This is a genomic window from Bacillus cihuensis, from assembly GCF_000504145.1.
Taxonomy (GTDB): Bacteria; Bacillota; Bacilli; order Bacillales; family DSM-1321; genus Peribacillus; species Peribacillus huizhouensis.
Genome location: NZ_KI632495.1, coordinates 1,139,014 through 1,155,880, shown reverse-complemented (window position 1 = coordinate 1,155,880; position 16,867 = coordinate 1,139,014). Strand labels below are relative to the sequence as shown.

Sequence of the window (16,867 nt, the reverse complement as noted above, 5' to 3'; positions counted from 1 at the left end):
AGAATGTTCAATTGAGTCAGAACTCTAGAAGATCCCCAGTTTAATACGATTACACACAAATTAAACTGTACATCGGGAATTAGAAGATCTCGACCTTTTATTAGAACAGCCTAACTTTTTTAGTTTCATGTAATTTAAAAACAGAAAACTACTGTTTATTTCTTCTTCTTGCCTCTTCAGGCCCTTCTAATCTCGTTGCACCAGAATATTTAAGAGACTGATCACGGTCTGATTCCACCCTTTTGCTCATTTTTAATTTTTTCTCTTGCCGATCTTTTCCCATTTATAACACCTCCTCTTTTTAACCTAACTAAAGGGACCTTCATTTATTCATAGCAAACTAATATAGCGTTAAAACGCCACCATTTACCCTGAAGGCTAATTCATCTATCACGCTACACTCACCTATTCGCAATGGTGGCGATGTGAAGCCGGATTTTTGTATGCTTTCTCGATAAAATAAGTAAACCTGCTATACAGATTGACTATATTGATAAATTGCGAAGCTCCGTCCCATGTCCTTCATACAAATTATATAAATTATGACAAACGAGATAGGACTAGGTTTAACCTCTGAATAAAGCAGATATACTGTTTTTAGAGGAGTGTTGTAAATGGAAGGATTGATTTTTTATTGGATTGCCTGGATTGACTGGGTCATTATTATGTTCTTTTTTTCAAAAACACAAGTGTATCGGTTTCAATTATTATTTCATCTTTTAGCTGTAATAGGAATGGCCGAATACTTTCTTCATATTGGGAGGTACTCAATTGGGCTAGCTGGAATTTATTTATTATTTGTCGTCCTCATCTATCATCGTAGACTTTCCTTATTGCAGTTTGTCTATTTTATGCTGTCTAGTTTAATAATTGCATTAGGTTATGCTTCTTTTCAGTTATTTTCCATACTTGATCCGCTTTGGGTCTTTGTCAATCCTACGTGGTTAGCTGCTGTAATGATTCATTTTTTAACATTATTTTTATATAAAAGCTTTAAACAGCGAATAAGTAGCATCTTAATCGGGATGATTTGGGGAGATGGTATTTTTATGATTGCAATGGTGCATAATTCACTTCCCTATTCAGCTACATCTTACATATTGCTTGATATGATAACTATATCATTAACTGCAAGTCTTATTTGGTCAGGTATCGAATGGCTTAGCGTTTTTGTAATGAACTATATGCAAAGCAAATTTCAGACAGGCCAAAAACAATTATAGAGATTTTGAAATACTCAAGCGGATATAACTAATAAAAATACTCAGAAGGGTATTTAACGGAAGTATATGTCCAATTTTTATTAAGTCACTTACTGGTTGAAAATTGTGATTGTTTTTCTATATTGTTGATTGTTGAAAAGTTTGATACTATATGATAGTTAGTGGAGGCTTCTTTAAAGCTTTGCAGATTACGAATGAAGAACAATTAGAGCGTATGCTAAGAAGGTTGTCTTCTTTAAGAAACCTGTCAATATTTTATGAAAGTTTGTGGACTCATTTCATTAAAATATATTTGATTATCTATAAAGCAGGGTTTAATACGAAATAGTGAAACTTCAATCAGTGGGGGTCTACTGCCCGTTAATGCGCAATAAATGGAATGGATTCATGAATGTAATGATGGAAGCGATACATGGTAAAAGAGAGGATGACATACAATATGCCAAAACCGGTAGTTGCCATAGTTGGCCGCCCAAATGTGGGGAAATCAACCATCTTCAATCGAATTGTTGGAGAGAGAGTTTCGATTGTAGAAGATGTTCCCGGGGTTACGAGAGATCGAATATATAGTTCAGGAGAATGGCTAACCTATGATTTTAATATAATTGATACAGGTGGAATTGATATCGGAGATGAGCCTTTCCTAGAACAAATCCGCCAGCAAGCTGAAATCGCTATTGATGAAGCGGATGTCATTATTTTTATGACAAATGGACGTGAAGGAGTCACTTCTGCTGATGAAGAAGTAGCAAAAATCCTTTATAAATCAAAAAAACCTGTTGTTTTAGCCGTAAACAAGGTGGACAACCCTGAAATGAGAAGTCAAATTTATGATTTTTACTCACTCGGTTTTGGGGATCCATACCCAATCTCTGGATCACATGGTTTAGGTCTTGGTGATTTACTTGATGAGGTTGCTAAGCATTTTCCGCAATTTGATGGCAGTGATTATGATGAGGGTGTCATTAAGTTCAGTTTAATTGGACGTCCAAATGTCGGCAAATCATCACTCGTAAATGCTCTATTAGGTGAGGACCGAGTGATTGTCAGCGATATTGAAGGAACGACTAGGGATGCAATTGACTCCCCATATAAATTTGATGGTAAAGAATATGTCATCATTGATACGGCAGGGATGCGGAAAAAGGGGAAAGTATATGAAAGTACGGAGAAATACAGTGTACTAAGAGCTTTGAGAGCGATTGAGCGTTCCGATGTTGTTCTAGTAGTCTTGAATGCGGAAGAAGGAATTCGTGAGCAGGATAAGAAAATTGCTGGATATGCTCATGAAGCGGGCCGTGGTATCATCATTGTTGTCAATAAATGGGATGCGATTGAAAAAGATGAAAAGACTATGAAGGAATTTGAGGAAAGTATTCGAGCACACTTTTTATTTATGGACTATGCACCAATCGTATATTTATCTGCGTTAACGAAAAAACGGATTCATACGGTTATGCCAATCATTGATCAAGTCAGTGAAAGTCATGCGTTAAGGGTTCAAACAAATACCTTAAATGAGGTACTAATGGATGCAATTGCTATGAATCCAACGCCAACTCATAATGGTGCTCGTTTGAAAGTGTATTATACAACTCAAGTTGCAGTTAAACCGCCAACATTCGTTGTTTTTGTCAACGATCCAGAACTTCTTCATTTTTCTTATCAACGATTTTTAGAAAATCGAATTCGAGACGCCTTTGGCTTCGAAGGAAGTCCTATCAGGATGTTCGGTCGCCAAAGAAAATAACGAAGGCGGTGTAATTATGTCAGAAGTCAAACAAAAAATCGCAGTGATTGGCGCTGGGAGCTGGGGGACAGCTCTTGCTATGGTATTAGCCGACAACGAGCATCAAGTTCGTCTTTGGGGCCATAATGAAGCGCTAATCACGGAAATTAATATACATCACACCAACTCAAAATATTTACCTGAAATTGAATTGCCACCCAATATTGTTGGATACCATTCACTTGAAAAAGCCGTAGAAGGTATTGAAACGATTATTATGGCAGTTCCAACGAAGGCAATTAGAGAAGTGCTGAATGATATTGTTCCTCTAGTAAAACAGCAAGTGACCATTGTTCATGTGTCAAAAGGTATCGAACCTGATTCACTTTTGCGCATATCTGAAATGATTGAAGAAGAGGTTCCGGCATCAAAGCTTCAAGCGGTAGTAGTTTTATCTGGACCTAGTCACGCTGAGGAAGTTAGTCTGCGTCAGCCGACAATTGTGACGGTTTCATCAGAAAACATGCGGGCTGCAGAGAAAATTCAGGATTTATTTATGAATCAAAACTTTCGCGTCTATACAAATCCAGATATTGTAGGTGTTGAAATTGGTGGAGCGCTGAAAAACATTATCGCTTTAGCTGCTGGAATTACGAATGGATTAGGATATGGCGACAATGCCAAAGCAGCTTTAATCACACGAGGGCTTGCTGAAATTTCAAGGCTAGGGACTGCGATGGGAGCGAATCCGCTAACATTTTCCGGTATTACAGGGATTGGCGATTTAATTGTAACTTGTACAAGTATTCATTCGCGAAATTGGCGGGCAGGTAATATGCTTGGCAAAGGAAAAAACCTTGAAGAAGTGCTTGAGAATATGGGCATGGTTGTAGAGGGTGTAAGAACAACGAAAGCAGCCTATCAACTCGCCGAAAAGGTCGGAGTTGATATGCCGATTACGAATGCCTTATACGGCGTTTTATTTAATGAACAAAACGTGAAAGATTCGGTGGATTCATTGATGACGCGAATGAAAAAAAACGAAATGGAAGAGTTATTTAATGCTTGGGGCGACAAACCAAATCAATAACATAAATATTTATCCTAAAATAGGCGATAGACGGTTCGAGTCTATGCACAACTGCATACAATGCTACGACAGTAAACTAGCAATATGGCTTGGTTTTAGGTGGATTTAGTCAAATGGCAGAAAATGAAGAGCTTCTTTATTTTCTGTCTTTTTTTTAGGCTCTTTTCGTAAAGATTGTTGTTTTTAGCAAGAAACCAATTCGAACAGATGTTGATTGTAGTGGAAGGTGCGAGACTCCTGCGGGAGAAGCGTGTTGAGGGAGACCCCGCAAGTGCAAAGCACTGAGGAGGCTTCTGAGACCGCCTCTACAACGGAAATCAACCCGGGTTATTAGTGTAAAAATGATTGAAAAGCAACAAAGTATGTGAAAACAGCCTTATTTTATGTTAGTTTCAGATTGGAAAAAAATTTACGCATTTTTTCTTTTATATCAATAAAGTGAAACTTCAAATCAGTAGGGGTTGCTTCATCCCTCACTGATGGTTAGTCCTGTTCTACTGTCGCTCAGATCTTCGCTTTCGCTTGGAACAATCTATAATAAGAATCCTGCTTCACCCGTCCTTTAGTCTTACATCTGTGTGAACCACTTTCAATGGGCGCAAACTTAACTTCTGTGTAATTATCGGTAAGTTTCACTTTCCTCACCAATCGGACCTTTATGGGCAGTAAGACCTCCACCTTTTTCTATGTCCCTCATAAAGCTTGAGGTGGTGGGTCTTACTACCTGTTAAGCGATGGAAAAATAATATGTTTGCAAAATACTTATGGTTCTAAGCCATAAGTAAATATCGATTGTTTCAATTAATTAAAGTAACTTTTAAGGTATGGCATTGACTATAGATTTTTACATTTTCAAATAATTCTAAAGGAATCGTTAATTTCCTCCCATTGCTGGAAATTCATATGATATAATGATTCGGAAAAAGGAGAGGATAAATAATGACACCAGCACTGCAGAAAATGTGGATTTCGTTTGTTGCCATGGGATTTATGGCAATCTCCATTTTTTCTATTTATTTTAGCCGCTATAAATTAAAGGGGATATGGCGCATATTAACCGCAATTATTGCATACATACTAATGGTTTTGGCCGGTCTGATTATTTTTATAGTAGTTGTCAGTGGACCGACTAATTAAAGAGGGGACCAACATGAAATCGATAAAAAAATTCATAACTATTTGTACCATACCCCTTCTTTTATCAGGATGCTTATATCCAGCAGAAAAAAAAGTAGAAAATCAGACCCCATATAAAGAGCAAATCCAGTCCGTGCAAAGTGCAGTAGATCAGTTTCAAAGTGAGCAAGCGGTTTTGCCGATTTTAACAAAAGAGAATGATACGCCTATTTATCAGAAATACGTAATTGATTTTAAGAAAATAGCTCCAAGATATATGGCTGAAGCACCGGGTAACTCCTATGAAGCAGGAGGTGTGTTCCAATATGTTCTAGTCGATGTGGAAGAAGATCCGACTGTAAAATTAATAGATGTTCGTATGGCTCAACAAATTCAAGATTTAATGATAAGGATAACCCTTTATCGTCAAAGCAATGGATATCCGCCATTCGGTGAGAGAATTTCCGACTATGTGTATACGCTGAATTATAAAGAACTAGGTATGAAGGAAGCGCCTACAGTAACAAGCCCATATAGTCACAAACCGCTTCAAATCGTTATCGATACAAATGGTGAGCTGTTTGTTGATTATACGCCTGATTTATACGACGTCTTACAAGCTGATGAAGTAATTTATAAGCCTGGTGATGATATCCGTGATCTTCTAGTGAAAAATAGTGAATTTGTCCCTGCTTTTTCATTGCCTTATACTTATGATGCAAAATCAAAGGTTCCAATTTTCTTGACAAAATAGTCATAACCCTTTCCCTGCAAAATATATTGTAGGGGAAGGGTTATTTTATTTTCCTCTATTATCCATAAACATAAATGCCTGCCCTTATAGAGTAAAAAAACAGGTATATTCTTTTAGGACAACATCATACATTTATATTGTCCTAGAAATAAAATCGGATGAAGTTTATCCCAAAGACTTGAATTCAGGAGGGGATACCTTGGAAAAGGTAAACATTTTTAAAGATATTGCTGAACGTACCGGCGGAGATATATATTTAGGTGTCGTCGGTGCAGTAAGGACAGGAAAGTCTACATTTATTAAGAAGTTCATGGAGCTTGTGGTGATCCCTAATATCGCAACTGAAGCAGATCGAGCACGAGCACAGGATGAGCTTCCACAAAGTGCAGCAGGAAAAACAATCATGACGACAGAGCCGAAATTTGTTCCCAATCAAGCCGCGTCCATTCATGTTACAGAAGGTCTTGATGTAAATATTCGGCTTGTCGATTGTGTTGGCTATACAGTACCAGGAGCAAAAGGATATGAAGATGAAAATGGTCCCCGAATGATTCACACACCTTGGTATGAAGAACCGATTCCGTTCCATGAAGCAGCTGAAATCGGTACAAGAAAAGTGATTCAAGACCACTCTACATTAGGCGTAGTCGTTACTACGGATGGTTCCATTGGAGAAATTCCTCGCAGTGATTATATTGAAGCCGAGGAACGAGTAATTGAAGAGCTTAAAGAAGTTGGTAAACCGTTTATAATGATTATTAATTCTGTGCAGCCACATCATCCTGACACTGCAATTTTAAGGGAAAATCTCCAAGAAAAATATGATATTCCCGTATTGACGATGAGTGTTGAAGGTATGAGAGAAGCTGATGTACTCAGCGTTTTGCGTGAAGCGTTATACGAATTTCCAGTACTTGAAGTAAATGTGAATTTACCAAGTTGGGTAATGGTTTTAAATGAAAACCATTGGCTAAGAGAAAGTTATCAAGAAGCTGTAAGAGAAACGGTTAAAGATATCAAAAGGCTTAGGGATGTGGATCGTGTCGTCGGTCACTTTAATGAATTCGAATTTATTGATCGAGCAAGTCTAGCGGGAATTGAAATGGGCCAGGGGATAGCAGAAATTGATTTATACGCTCCTGACGAATTATATGATGATATTCTAAAAGAGATTGTCGGTGTTGAAATCCGCGGGAAAGATCATTTACTCGCACTGATGCAAGACTTCGCACACGCTAAAGCAGAATATGATCAAGTCTCAGATGCGTTAAAAATGGTGAAGCAAACGGGGTATGGTGTGGCAGCCCCTTCCTTACAAGACATGAGCATAGATGAACCGGAAATTATCCGCCAAGGTTCTCGATTTGGCGTACGGCTTAAAGCAGTAGCTCCATCAATTCATATGATAAAAGTAGATGTTGAATCAGAATTTGCGCCAATCATCGGCACGGAAAAGCAGAGTGAAGAACTTGTTCGCTATTTAATGCAGGATTTCGAGGACAATCCAATGTCAATTTGGAATTCGGAAATATTCGGCAGAAATTTAAGTTCGATTGTACGAGAAGGGATACAAGCCAAACTTTCACTTATGCCTGAAAATGCGAGGTATAAACTGAAGGAAACGTTGGAGCGCATCATTAATGAAGGCTCTGGAGGTCTTATTGCGATTATTTTATAAAATGGAAAAGAGGATGTCATTTAAGGGGCTGACCTCGCATTCTAAATCAGTATGTAGTGTTTCATACACTATCTTATACTGTATTTAGTTAATGCGGGGTCAGCCCCTTCTTTTGCTTTTGGGATACCCCTTTTTTTGAATTAGGCTCTGTTACTTGCTTGTTGATTGAAACCAAAGGTGTTCTACTTTCCTCGGCGCTGTTCACCTGTGGGGTCTTCCTTTGACTCTCTTCCACAGCAAGAGTCTCACGTCTTACGCTCCAATCAACATACTGCCAAAATCAACAATGAGCTTTAGCATAGCTTTGAATTAAAAACGCCGTAGTTCGTATTTTTGCTTTCGGGAAATGGTTATAGAGTTGCACGAATTAAAAAGCATACTTTTTATTTGCATATTTTTCTAGGATGAAGTAGAGTATGAAAAGCTAGTTCTATGCGAACCTTACTCTGGCAACACATTCGGTGTTTATTATGGGTAAATAAGGGAAATGATGAATGATAAGCAGGCAAATTTATACTATATGCATATTCTCATGAAAAGATTCCCATTATTTTATGAAATTCCTTGCTATCTGAATAGGATTTGTGATAATCTACATTAAGAAAACGCATTGCAAAGCCATTCTTGCAGGTTTAGGGACCTTTTCTGAACGTTCCGGTGAGCTGCAAATCCATCCGGAATTCCTCGAGGTATTCTTAAGAAGAACATCAAAAGTGTGAATTTTTCAACTAGGTAACAAATCACTATTATAGTTTGTAATAATGATTTTTTATAAAGATCCTTTTGGGAGGAGGTGAATGGCATGAACAAAACGGAATTGATTAACGCAGTTGCTGAAACAGGTGAGCTTTCAAAGAAAGACGCTACGAAAGCTGTTGATGCTGTTTTTGATACAATCTTAGACGCTTTGAAAAGTGGAGATAAAGTACAACTAATTGGATTTGGTAACTTTGAAGTTCGTGAGCGAGCTGCTCGTAAAGGGCGCAACCCACAAACTGGCGAAGAAATCGAAATCGCAGCAAGCAAAGTACCAGCGTTTAAACCTGGTAAAGCTCTTAAAGACGCTGTTAAGTAATTACATAACGGTATTTGAGCATAAGAAGAGAGGATGTCCCATAAGTAAAGGGTCAGACCCTGAAACTACTATACAGTTTACATAAAGTGTACGTAACACTATTAACTGTGTGGTGAGTTCTGGATCAGGCGCTTTGGGACATCCTCTTTTGCCTATTTTTTTCCGAGTATGTTACAATTGAAGAAGTTGTGCTTATCTTAAGTTATCTTTTCACAAATTTAATAATACGATAAATGAAATATAATGACATACATAGAATGGATATTACTGAATCTTTGGAGGAAAAGAAATGACAAATGTGAACCATGCAAAAATTGAAGAAGCTGTAAGGATGATTTTAGAAGCGGTTGGTGAAGATCCTGAGCGAGAAGGATTGTTGGATACACCGAAACGCGTGGCAAGAATGTATGAAGAGATATTTGCAGGGCTAAACCAGGATCCAAAAGAGTATTTCGAAACGGTTTTTGGAGAAGATCATGAAGAGCTTGTTTTAGTGAAGGATATCCCATTTTATTCAGTATGTGAGCATCATCTTGTCCCCTTTTACGGTAAGGCACACGTAGCTTATATTCCGAAGAATGGAAAAGTGACCGGTTTGAGTAAACTAGCACGAGCAGTAGAAACGATTTCAAAACGTCCTCAGCTTCAGGAGCGAATTACTTCTACAATTGCAAGTTCAATTATGGAGAAATTGGACCCGCATGGTGTAATGGTTATTTTGGAGGCAGAGCATATGTGTATGACGATGCGCGGAGTGAAGAACCCTGGCGCCAAGACAGTTACGTCTGCAGTAAGAGGTGTGTTTGCTGAAAACCACAGTACAAGAGCAGAGGTATTATCGTTTATTAAAAATTGATAAAATGAGGCAGGGAATAGTATGGACGAGAAAACGTTTAAAGATTACATTGTAATAAAAGCAATTGAAGATAGTGTTAATGTAATTGGATTAACGAGAGGATCAGATACGAAATTTCACCATTCTGAAAAGCTCGATGCAGGAGAAGTGATGATTGCTCAGTTTACTGAACATACTTCAGCGATAAAGATCAGAGGTCATGCGATGGTTTATACGCCATATGGCGAAATCGAGAGCGAATCGAAAAAAGGATAAAGCGAAACTTAAATCAGTGGGGACTTCATCTCCATTGATTGGTAGTCCTGTTCTATTGTCGCTAATACCTCCGCGCAGCTTAGGTTATGCTACCCTAAGAACCTGATTCAAAGAGAACTCAGACTATGCTGGGTCTAGGGCAACGTCTGTGAGATCCAGATCTTGTGGGCCTGGAACTATACCGTGGAAAACCACGAAGCTGAGTTACACGTATCATACCAATCGGGCTATTACGCCAAGTTTCACCATCTTAGTTTCTTCGACTCCTCTAAACCCTGAGGTGGGGGAGGTCTTGACTGCCCGTTAATGCGGGATAAATAAAGCTCGTTTACATATTACATGAAAGAGCTTCATTCTAAAACAGCTCGTGTACTACGATAGCTTGATTTTAGAAATTTTATAAACTAAATTTACGAGTATTGTAATAAAAATAAGGCGTACAAGGATATTTCCGATTATTTTTATGTTATAATAATTTGTGTTTCTAAACCGAGTCAAAATTGGAATAGAACGTCAATATTATCTTACGGGATACAAGGGTGATCTCAATTGTTAAACATAGACGATCTTTTGATTGAACTGAAAGAATCTACCGAGTCAACAGCTTATCATCCGTACTTGCTTAAGTATCTTGATAAGCCTAATATCGATTTTGATAAAATACTCTTGCTTTGGGGAATGTTTAATGAGCTTGAGATTCCGAAACAAGAACGAAATACGTATATTTTGGCTACATTGCTTGTTCAAAGTGCTTTGGATACACATGAATTAGTAACGAATACAAATGAAAATGATAATAGCAAAAACGGCAGAATGCTTAAGGATCGTCAGTTAACAGTGCTTGCGGGTGACTATTATAGTGGTCTCTATTATCAATTGTTGGCTAATTCGAATAATATTCGATTAATCAGTATTTTATCGAATGCCATAAAAGAAATAAATGAACATAAAATTATGCTTTATCAAAAAACGATTACTAATGAAGTTGAATTAATGAGAAGCATACAAGTCATTGAATCTTCTTTAATTGGTAAAGTTGCTGATTATTTAAATATGCCTTTTTGGAAAGAAATTTCAGGAGCGTTACTTTTATTAAAAAGGCTTCATTCAGAGAAGTTGAACTATCTAGAGAGCGGTGAATCTATCGTAGTTAGAGCGATTCAGTCAATAGACACACACAACAATCCTCTACCTACCAACCCTGGTGGAGAATCAAAGCGGATCGTCGATATAATTGATCAGCATATTTTACAAGTGCATCAGTCTGTAGAACGAACAGTCCAGCTGTTTAGTTCCCCAAATAAATCAGTTAACGATCGAATTCATCATATTCTCGAAGAAACAGCCGCCCATACAAATACATTTGTGGAAGAAGGGTGAACATGGAACAAACTAAAGAACAAAAAGTTCACCATGTTTTTGAAAAAATATATGGGAACTATGACAAGATGAATTCTGTCATTAGTTTTAAACAACATATCAAGTGGCGTAAAGTAACGATGGATCATATGAATGTAAAACGAGGTTCTAAGGCATTGGATATATGCTGTGGAACTGCAGACTGGACCATTGCTTTGGCTGAGGAGACGGGTAGTGAAGGGGAAGTAATTGGTCTCGATTTTAGCAAAAATATGTTGAAAATCGGTGAAGAAAAAGTAAAAAATATTAAGCAAATTACACTTCTTCACGGAAATGCCATGGAGTTACCGTTTGAAGACAATACCTTTGACTATGTGACGATCGGTTTTGGCCTTCGTAATGTTCCTGATTATATGCAAGTACTAAGAGAAATGCATCGTGTTTTGAAACCTGGGGGAATGGCGGTTTGTCTTGAAACGTCACACCCGACAATGTTTGGATTCAAACAAGGCTTTAATTTTTATTTTCGTTTTATTATGCCAATGTTTGGGAAAATATTTGCAAAAAGCTTTAAAGAATATTCTTGGCTTCAAGACTCGGCCCGTGATTTTCCAGGAATGAAAGAGCTTGAAAGAATGTTTAGTCAGGCTGGTTTCGCTAAAGTGAGCTATAAAGCACATACTGGTGGAGTAGCTGCCACACATTTTGGCTACAAGCTTGAACAATAGAAAGGGTTAGTGACTACAAAGCTGGGTGGAATGTATGAAATTTAAAATGTTGTATTCTTTTTTGAATACGGATCTTCAATTAATTGAGAAAGAATTGGAAGCTGCTATCCAGGCGGATTCCCCTGTACTTAGACAAGCATCACTGCACTTACTTCAATCTGGAGGGAAACGCATTCGCCCAGTCTTTGTATTATTGGCTTCTAAATTTGGCAATTATGATATTCATGTTATTAAACATGTTGCAGTAGCTCTTGAGCTTATTCATACAGCATCGCTTGTCCATGATGATGTTGTAGATGATGCAGATTTACGAAGAGGTTCGGCTACAATAAAATCAAAATGGGATAATCGTGTCGCCATGTATACAGGCGACTACATTTTTGCACGTGCACTTGAAGTCATGTCTAATATAAATAATCCGTCTGCTCATCAAATCCTTGCTAAGACAATGGTTGAACTATGCTTAGGGGAAATTGAACAAATTAAAGATAAGTTTAATTTTGAACAAAATTGGCGAACTTATTTCAGACGAATTAAACGAAAAACGGCTTTATTGATTGCTTCAAGTTGTCAATTAGGTGCAATTGCTTCCAGTGCTGATAAAGAAGTGTGCCTGAAGCTTTATAAGTTCGGATACTATGTTGGTATGTCTTATCAAATCACAGATGATATTCTTGATTTCACTGGTTCTGAAGCAGAATTAGGCAAGCCTGCAGGTGGAGATCTTCGCCAGGGCAATATTACATTACCTGTACTAATTGCAAGGGAAGATCCAAAACTTAGAATGTTAATCGAAACAGTCCATGAATCTATTTCAAAAGAAGAAATGAATATCATTATTAAAGCGATAAAAGCTTCAGGGTCGATTGAAAAAGCAGCAGAAGTAAGCAATATGTATCTTAAAAAAGCATTTGCTGAGCTTGAAGGACTTCCTTCTAACCAGGCGAGAAAAACTTTATCCCAAATTGCGAAAAATATCGGCAAGCGGAAATTCTAATAATTACATATTAAGCTGGGGGAGGATGATTCCCATAGTGGATGATCTAACTCAGCTATTAAAAAAGACAAATATCTACTTCAATGAGCCTTCTCTTTTCTAATTGTACAGGAATTAGAAAAGAGAGAGTTATCTGTAGCTCCGTAAATCTTTTTTTAATAGGACTTACATTTTTATAAATATGTATGCGTTTGCAAAAAATAGTTGCTATATTATTGGAAAAGTGATAATATTTCGATGGATAGACAGACAAACAGATGATACATAGTGGGAGTGGGAGAAATGGAACAAACATTTTTAATGGTTAAGCCAGATGGGGTACAACGCAGTTTAATTGGTGAAATTGTTAGCCGCTTTGAAAGAAAGGGTTTTCAACTAGTTGGTGCTAAACTGATGGTAGTCACTCAAGAGCTTGCCGAACAGCATTATGGCGAACATAAAGAGCGTCCTTTTTTTGGTGAACTTGTAGATTTCATTACTTCAGGTCCTGTCTTTGCAATGGTTTGGGAAGGTGAAAACGTCATTGCAGCAGCGCGTCAAATGATGGGTACGACAAATCCTAAAGATGCAGCAGTTGCGACAATCCGCGGTGATTTTGCAATGACGGTTGGTAAGAATATTATTCATGGTTCTGACTCATTAGAAAGTGCAGAACGTGAAGTAGCATTATTCTTCAAAGATGAAGAATTGGTAGCTAGCAATAAAGTAATCAATGAGTGGGTTTATTAATTCTTTGCAAAATAAGTATTCGAAAAGCCTAGATGATGAGTGAATTCACTCTTCATCTAGGCTTTTTAACTATTAGTTTGACTTACTGTAATCCCACTTTTAAATTTCACCAACTAGTCAGAGTAAAGTATTAGAGAACAACATGATGGCAGTGACCATTTAATTATTAGAATCAGGTTGAAAAGTACCATTCTTTTCCGATAAGAATAAGAGATTGTATAAAGTAAAACATCAAATAGTTGGGATTTTTCTTCATCCCCAGGCTGATTGTTAGTCCAGTTCTACTGTCGCTAAGATCTTCGCTTACGCTTCGATCAATCGACAGTAAGAACCTATACAATGAATCGCAGTCTAAGTACGCCGCGTCCTTTTAGTCTTTCGTCTGTGTGACCCACATCCTGTGGGCAACGTAGACGCCATCACATCCTGTGATAGTCCGACAGCTTAAAAATGGAATACTGGGTGGCGTGGTTTGCCCCAGAGTATTACAGCTTATGACCTTAAGTAGGGCTAGGAGCCGCAACTAGATTAGGCAGATGTCCCCCACGCACTTCTTTGATTCCTCTAAGCCTTGATGTGGAGGTCTTACTGCCCGTTAATGCGGATAAAAAATATTTAAATGTTACGGGGAGTCGTTAATAATGGTACAGGAATACGAACAATTTATTTTAAAGGTAAGAAAACTAACTGGGATAGATTTATCTTTATATAAAGAAGCGCAAATGAAACGGCGTTTGACTTCCCTTTATGAAAAAAAGGGGTATCGTTCATTCGAGGCATATTTTCAAGCAATACAACAAGACACAAAGCAACGAGAAGAGTTCCTTGATCGGATGACGATTAATGTATCGGAATTTTATCGCAACGCAAAGCGTTGGGAAGTGTTAGCAGAGAAAATTTTACCTCGGTTGCTTACTGCTAATCAAAAACTGAAAATATGGAGTGCCGCCTGTTCGACCGGAGAAGAACCATATACGATTGCAATGGTGCTATCTTCTTTTCTACCTCTGCATCAGATAAAAATATATGCCACTGATATTGATGAAAACGTCCTTGCACGAGCGAAGCTTGGAATCTATCCGGAGCGTTCATTAAATGAAGTGCCTGCCGAGGTGAAAAAGAAATTTTTCATTAAAGAAGGAAATTTTTATCATATAGCGGATGAAATTAAGAAAACAGTTACATATAAAAAACACAATTTATTATCTGAACCATTCGACAAAAACTATGATTTAATTATCTGTCGAAACGTGTTAATTTACTTTACTGAAGAAGCTAAACATCTTCTATACACAAAGTTTAGTCAAGCATTAAAAACCGACGGTGTGTTCTTCGTTGGAAGTACAGAACAGATTTTTAACGCAAACCAATATGACTTTGAGGCGGAAGATACTTTCTTTTATAAGAAAATATAAAGTGAAATTTTATTCAGTGGGTGTTTTCTTCACCCCCACTGATTGTTAGTCCCCTACTACTGTCGCTAAGATCTCTCCTTTCGCCTCGATAAAGCGACAGTACGTACTCGATTCACTGAATAACAGATTAAGTGCGCTGCGTCCTGCGGCAACGTCTGTGTGACCCAACATCCTGTGGGCCTCAACTAAACCACTGAAGATCACAGCAGTAAGTTTCACTGTATCTCACCAATCGGGCTTCTACGGGCAGTTAACTCCCACCTACGCTTCTTCGATATCTCTAACCTTTGAGTTGGGGTCTTACTGCCCGTTTATGGGGGATAAAGTTACTGTTATTTTAAAATTATTTTGAACTATAATAAAAAAATGTATCTCTATTAATTATGAATAAGAGGTTGTTCATAAAAGGGCCTGATTTTAACATCGGTCATAATATTCTATTCATATAATTAATTTGTAGATGAGGGATGATGCCTCATAAGTAAAGGGGCAAGTTCTTTTGGATACTCACTCGAAAAGATTTTTTTAGAATTCATTTGGCCAGTGGAATAGGCTGAAAAAAGATAGAAAAATGATGATGAGAAAAACATCTTTATTTTTCTAGAAATCAAATTCCCATTTTTCATAAAATTGTGGTATATTGTTACTTAAATCAAAATCCTTTAACGGTTTAAATGGGGGCAGAGAAAATGAGATATTTAACAGCAGGCGAATCGCATGGTCCACAATTAACGACAATTATTGAAGGACTTCCAGCAGGAATGCCGATCACAGCCGAAGATATTAATAATGAATTAGCTCGTCGACAAAAAGGTCATGGTCGCGGCAGAAGGATGCAAATTGAAAAAGATGAAGCATTTATCGCATCTGGAATCAGACATGGCAATACACTTGGTTCTCCAGTAGCTCTAATTGTTGAAAATAATGATTGGAAGCATTGGACAAAAATAATGGGTAGCGAACCTATTTCTGCAGAAGAAGCGGATGAGGTCAAACGAAAAATTACAAGACCACGGCCAGGACATGCAGATTTAAATGGTGGGATTAAATATGGTCATAGAGATCTGCGGAATGTTCTCGAGCGATCATCAGCAAGAGAAACGACAGTCAGAGTGGCTGCGGGAGCAGTTGCCAAAAAACTTCTTTCTTTGTTAGGGATTGAAGTTGCCTCACATGTGCTTGAAATTGGTGGAATTAAAGCAAAACCAACTCCGTATTCTTCAGTCAAAGAATTACAGCAAATCACAGAAGAATCCCCAGTTCGCTGTTTGGATAAAGAAGTGGAACAAAGCATGATGGATGCTATTGATCAAGCTAAGAAAAATGGCGATTCTATTGGTGGAATAGTCGAAGTAATTGTCGAAGGAATGCCTGCAGGGGTTGGCAGCTACGTACATTACGATCGTAAATTGGATGCTAAATTAGCTGGAGCAATCGTAAGCATTAATGCCTTTAAAGGTGCAGAAATCGGAATTGGCTTTGAAGCAGCTCACCTATTTGGCAGTCAGGTTCACGATGAGATCGCATGGGATTCAGAACAAGGATATTATAGAAAAACAAATCGTTTAGGTGGTTTTGAAGGCGGAATGACAACTGGAATGCCGATTGTCGTACGTGGTGTTATGAAGCCAATACCAACATTATATAAACCATTAAAAAGTGTGGATATTGATACTAAACAAGAGTTTGAGGCAAGTGTTGAGCGTTCGGACAGCTGTGCAGTTCCGGCAGCTGCTGTAGTTGCAGAAGCTGCAGTCGCATGGGAATTAGCATGTGCAATTGTAGAGCAGTTCCCTTCGGATCGTTTTAGTCAATTATCTGAATATATCGAGCGATACCGACAAGAAGTAAAGGAGTTTTAAT

General features: G+C 37.9%; 17 protein-coding genes. 15 read left to right on the top strand and 2 right to left on the bottom strand.

The window, feature by feature from the left end; genetic code table 11:
- Positions 1-148: 148 nt before the first annotated feature.
- Entirely contained in the window at positions 149-283 is a 135-nt protein-coding gene (locus tag V179_RS30030; RefSeq protein ID WP_084552320.1) for a YpzI family protein, read from the bottom strand.
- 331 nt (positions 284-614) lie between these two features.
- Here V179_RS30030 and V179_RS0111435 point away from each other — a divergent pair, with 331 nt between their 5' ends.
- The 14 genes from V179_RS0111435 to V179_RS0111370 all read left to right on the top strand — a co-directional run bounded on the left by V179_RS0111435 (position 615) and on the right by V179_RS0111370 (position 15,004).
- A complete protein-coding gene (locus V179_RS0111435) occupies positions 615-1,223 on the top strand; it encodes a YphA family membrane protein (protein ID WP_028391566.1) in 609 nt (202 codons plus the stop codon).
- A gap of 439 nt (positions 1,224-1,662) precedes the next feature.
- The gene (der, locus tag V179_RS0111430) at positions 1,663-2,973 is read left to right on the top strand and encodes a ribosome biogenesis GTPase Der (RefSeq protein ID WP_028391565.1); all 1,311 of its coding nucleotides are present in this window, start codon (positions 1,663-1,665) and stop codon (positions 2,971-2,973) included.
- Positions 2,974-2,989: 16 nt separating this feature from the next.
- Complete coding sequence (locus V179_RS0111425; protein ID WP_028391564.1) at positions 2,990-4,042, top strand: NAD(P)H-dependent glycerol-3-phosphate dehydrogenase; 1,053 nt, start codon at positions 2,990-2,992, stop codon at positions 4,040-4,042.
- Between the two features lie 939 nt (positions 4,043-4,981).
- Positions 4,982-5,179, top strand: coding sequence for a DUF2768 domain-containing protein (locus V179_RS0111420; protein ID WP_028391563.1), 198 nt, complete (start codon positions 4,982-4,984; stop codon positions 5,177-5,179).
- A 13-nt stretch (positions 5,180-5,192) separates the two neighbouring features.
- On the top strand, positions 5,193-5,912 hold the full coding sequence (locus V179_RS0111415; RefSeq protein ID WP_028391562.1) for a hypothetical protein: 720 nt from the start codon (positions 5,193-5,195) through the stop codon (positions 5,910-5,912).
- 199 nt (positions 5,913-6,111) lie between these two features.
- Positions 6,112-7,590, top strand: coding sequence for a stage IV sporulation protein A (gene spoIVA, locus V179_RS0111410; RefSeq protein ID WP_028391561.1), 1,479 nt, complete (start codon positions 6,112-6,114; stop codon positions 7,588-7,590).
- Positions 7,591-8,392: 802 nt separating this feature from the next.
- The gene (locus V179_RS0111405) at positions 8,393-8,665 is read left to right on the top strand and encodes an HU family DNA-binding protein (RefSeq protein ID WP_028391560.1); all 273 of its coding nucleotides are present in this window, start codon (positions 8,393-8,395) and stop codon (positions 8,663-8,665) included.
- Between the two features lie 289 nt (positions 8,666-8,954).
- Positions 8,955-9,521: a GTP cyclohydrolase I FolE gene (folE, locus tag V179_RS0111400; protein WP_028391559.1), complete on the top strand. Its 567-nt coding sequence runs from the start codon at positions 8,955-8,957 to the stop codon at positions 9,519-9,521.
- Between the two features lie 21 nt (positions 9,522-9,542).
- A complete protein-coding gene (gene mtrB / locus V179_RS0111395; protein ID WP_028391558.1) occupies positions 9,543-9,776 on the top strand; it encodes a trp RNA-binding attenuation protein MtrB in 234 nt (77 codons plus the stop codon).
- Positions 9,777-10,325: 549 nt separating this feature from the next.
- Entirely contained in the window at positions 10,326-11,156 is an 831-nt protein-coding gene (locus V179_RS0111390; protein WP_034301057.1) for a heptaprenyl diphosphate synthase component 1, read from the top strand.
- Between the two features lie 2 nt (positions 11,157-11,158).
- Positions 11,159-11,863 (top strand): demethylmenaquinone methyltransferase, encoded by a 705-nt coding sequence (locus tag V179_RS0111385; protein WP_028391556.1) that lies wholly within the window; start codon positions 11,159-11,161, stop codon positions 11,861-11,863.
- Positions 11,864-11,897: 34 nt separating this feature from the next.
- Positions 11,898-12,860, top strand: a complete 963-nt coding sequence (gene hepT, locus V179_RS0111380) for a heptaprenyl diphosphate synthase component II (protein WP_028391555.1) — start codon at positions 11,898-11,900, stop codon at positions 12,858-12,860.
- A 282-nt stretch (positions 12,861-13,142) separates the two neighbouring features.
- Positions 13,143-13,589: a nucleoside-diphosphate kinase gene (ndk, locus tag V179_RS0111375; protein WP_028391554.1), complete on the top strand. Its 447-nt coding sequence runs from the start codon at positions 13,143-13,145 to the stop codon at positions 13,587-13,589.
- Between the two features lie 641 nt (positions 13,590-14,230).
- Complete coding sequence (locus V179_RS0111370; protein WP_028391553.1) at positions 14,231-15,004, top strand: CheR family methyltransferase; 774 nt, start codon at positions 14,231-14,233, stop codon at positions 15,002-15,004.
- Between the two features lie 45 nt (positions 15,005-15,049).
- Here V179_RS0111370 and V179_RS32050 read toward each other — a convergent pair whose 3' ends face one another.
- Positions 15,050-15,175, bottom strand: coding sequence for a hypothetical protein (locus V179_RS32050; protein ID WP_268745191.1), 126 nt, complete (start codon positions 15,173-15,175; stop codon positions 15,050-15,052).
- A gap of 518 nt (positions 15,176-15,693) precedes the next feature.
- Here V179_RS32050 and aroC point away from each other — a divergent pair.
- Entirely contained in the window at positions 15,694-16,866 is a 1,173-nt protein-coding gene (aroC, locus tag V179_RS0111365) for a chorismate synthase (RefSeq protein ID WP_028391552.1), read from the top strand.
- Position 16,867 lies beyond the last annotated feature (1 nt).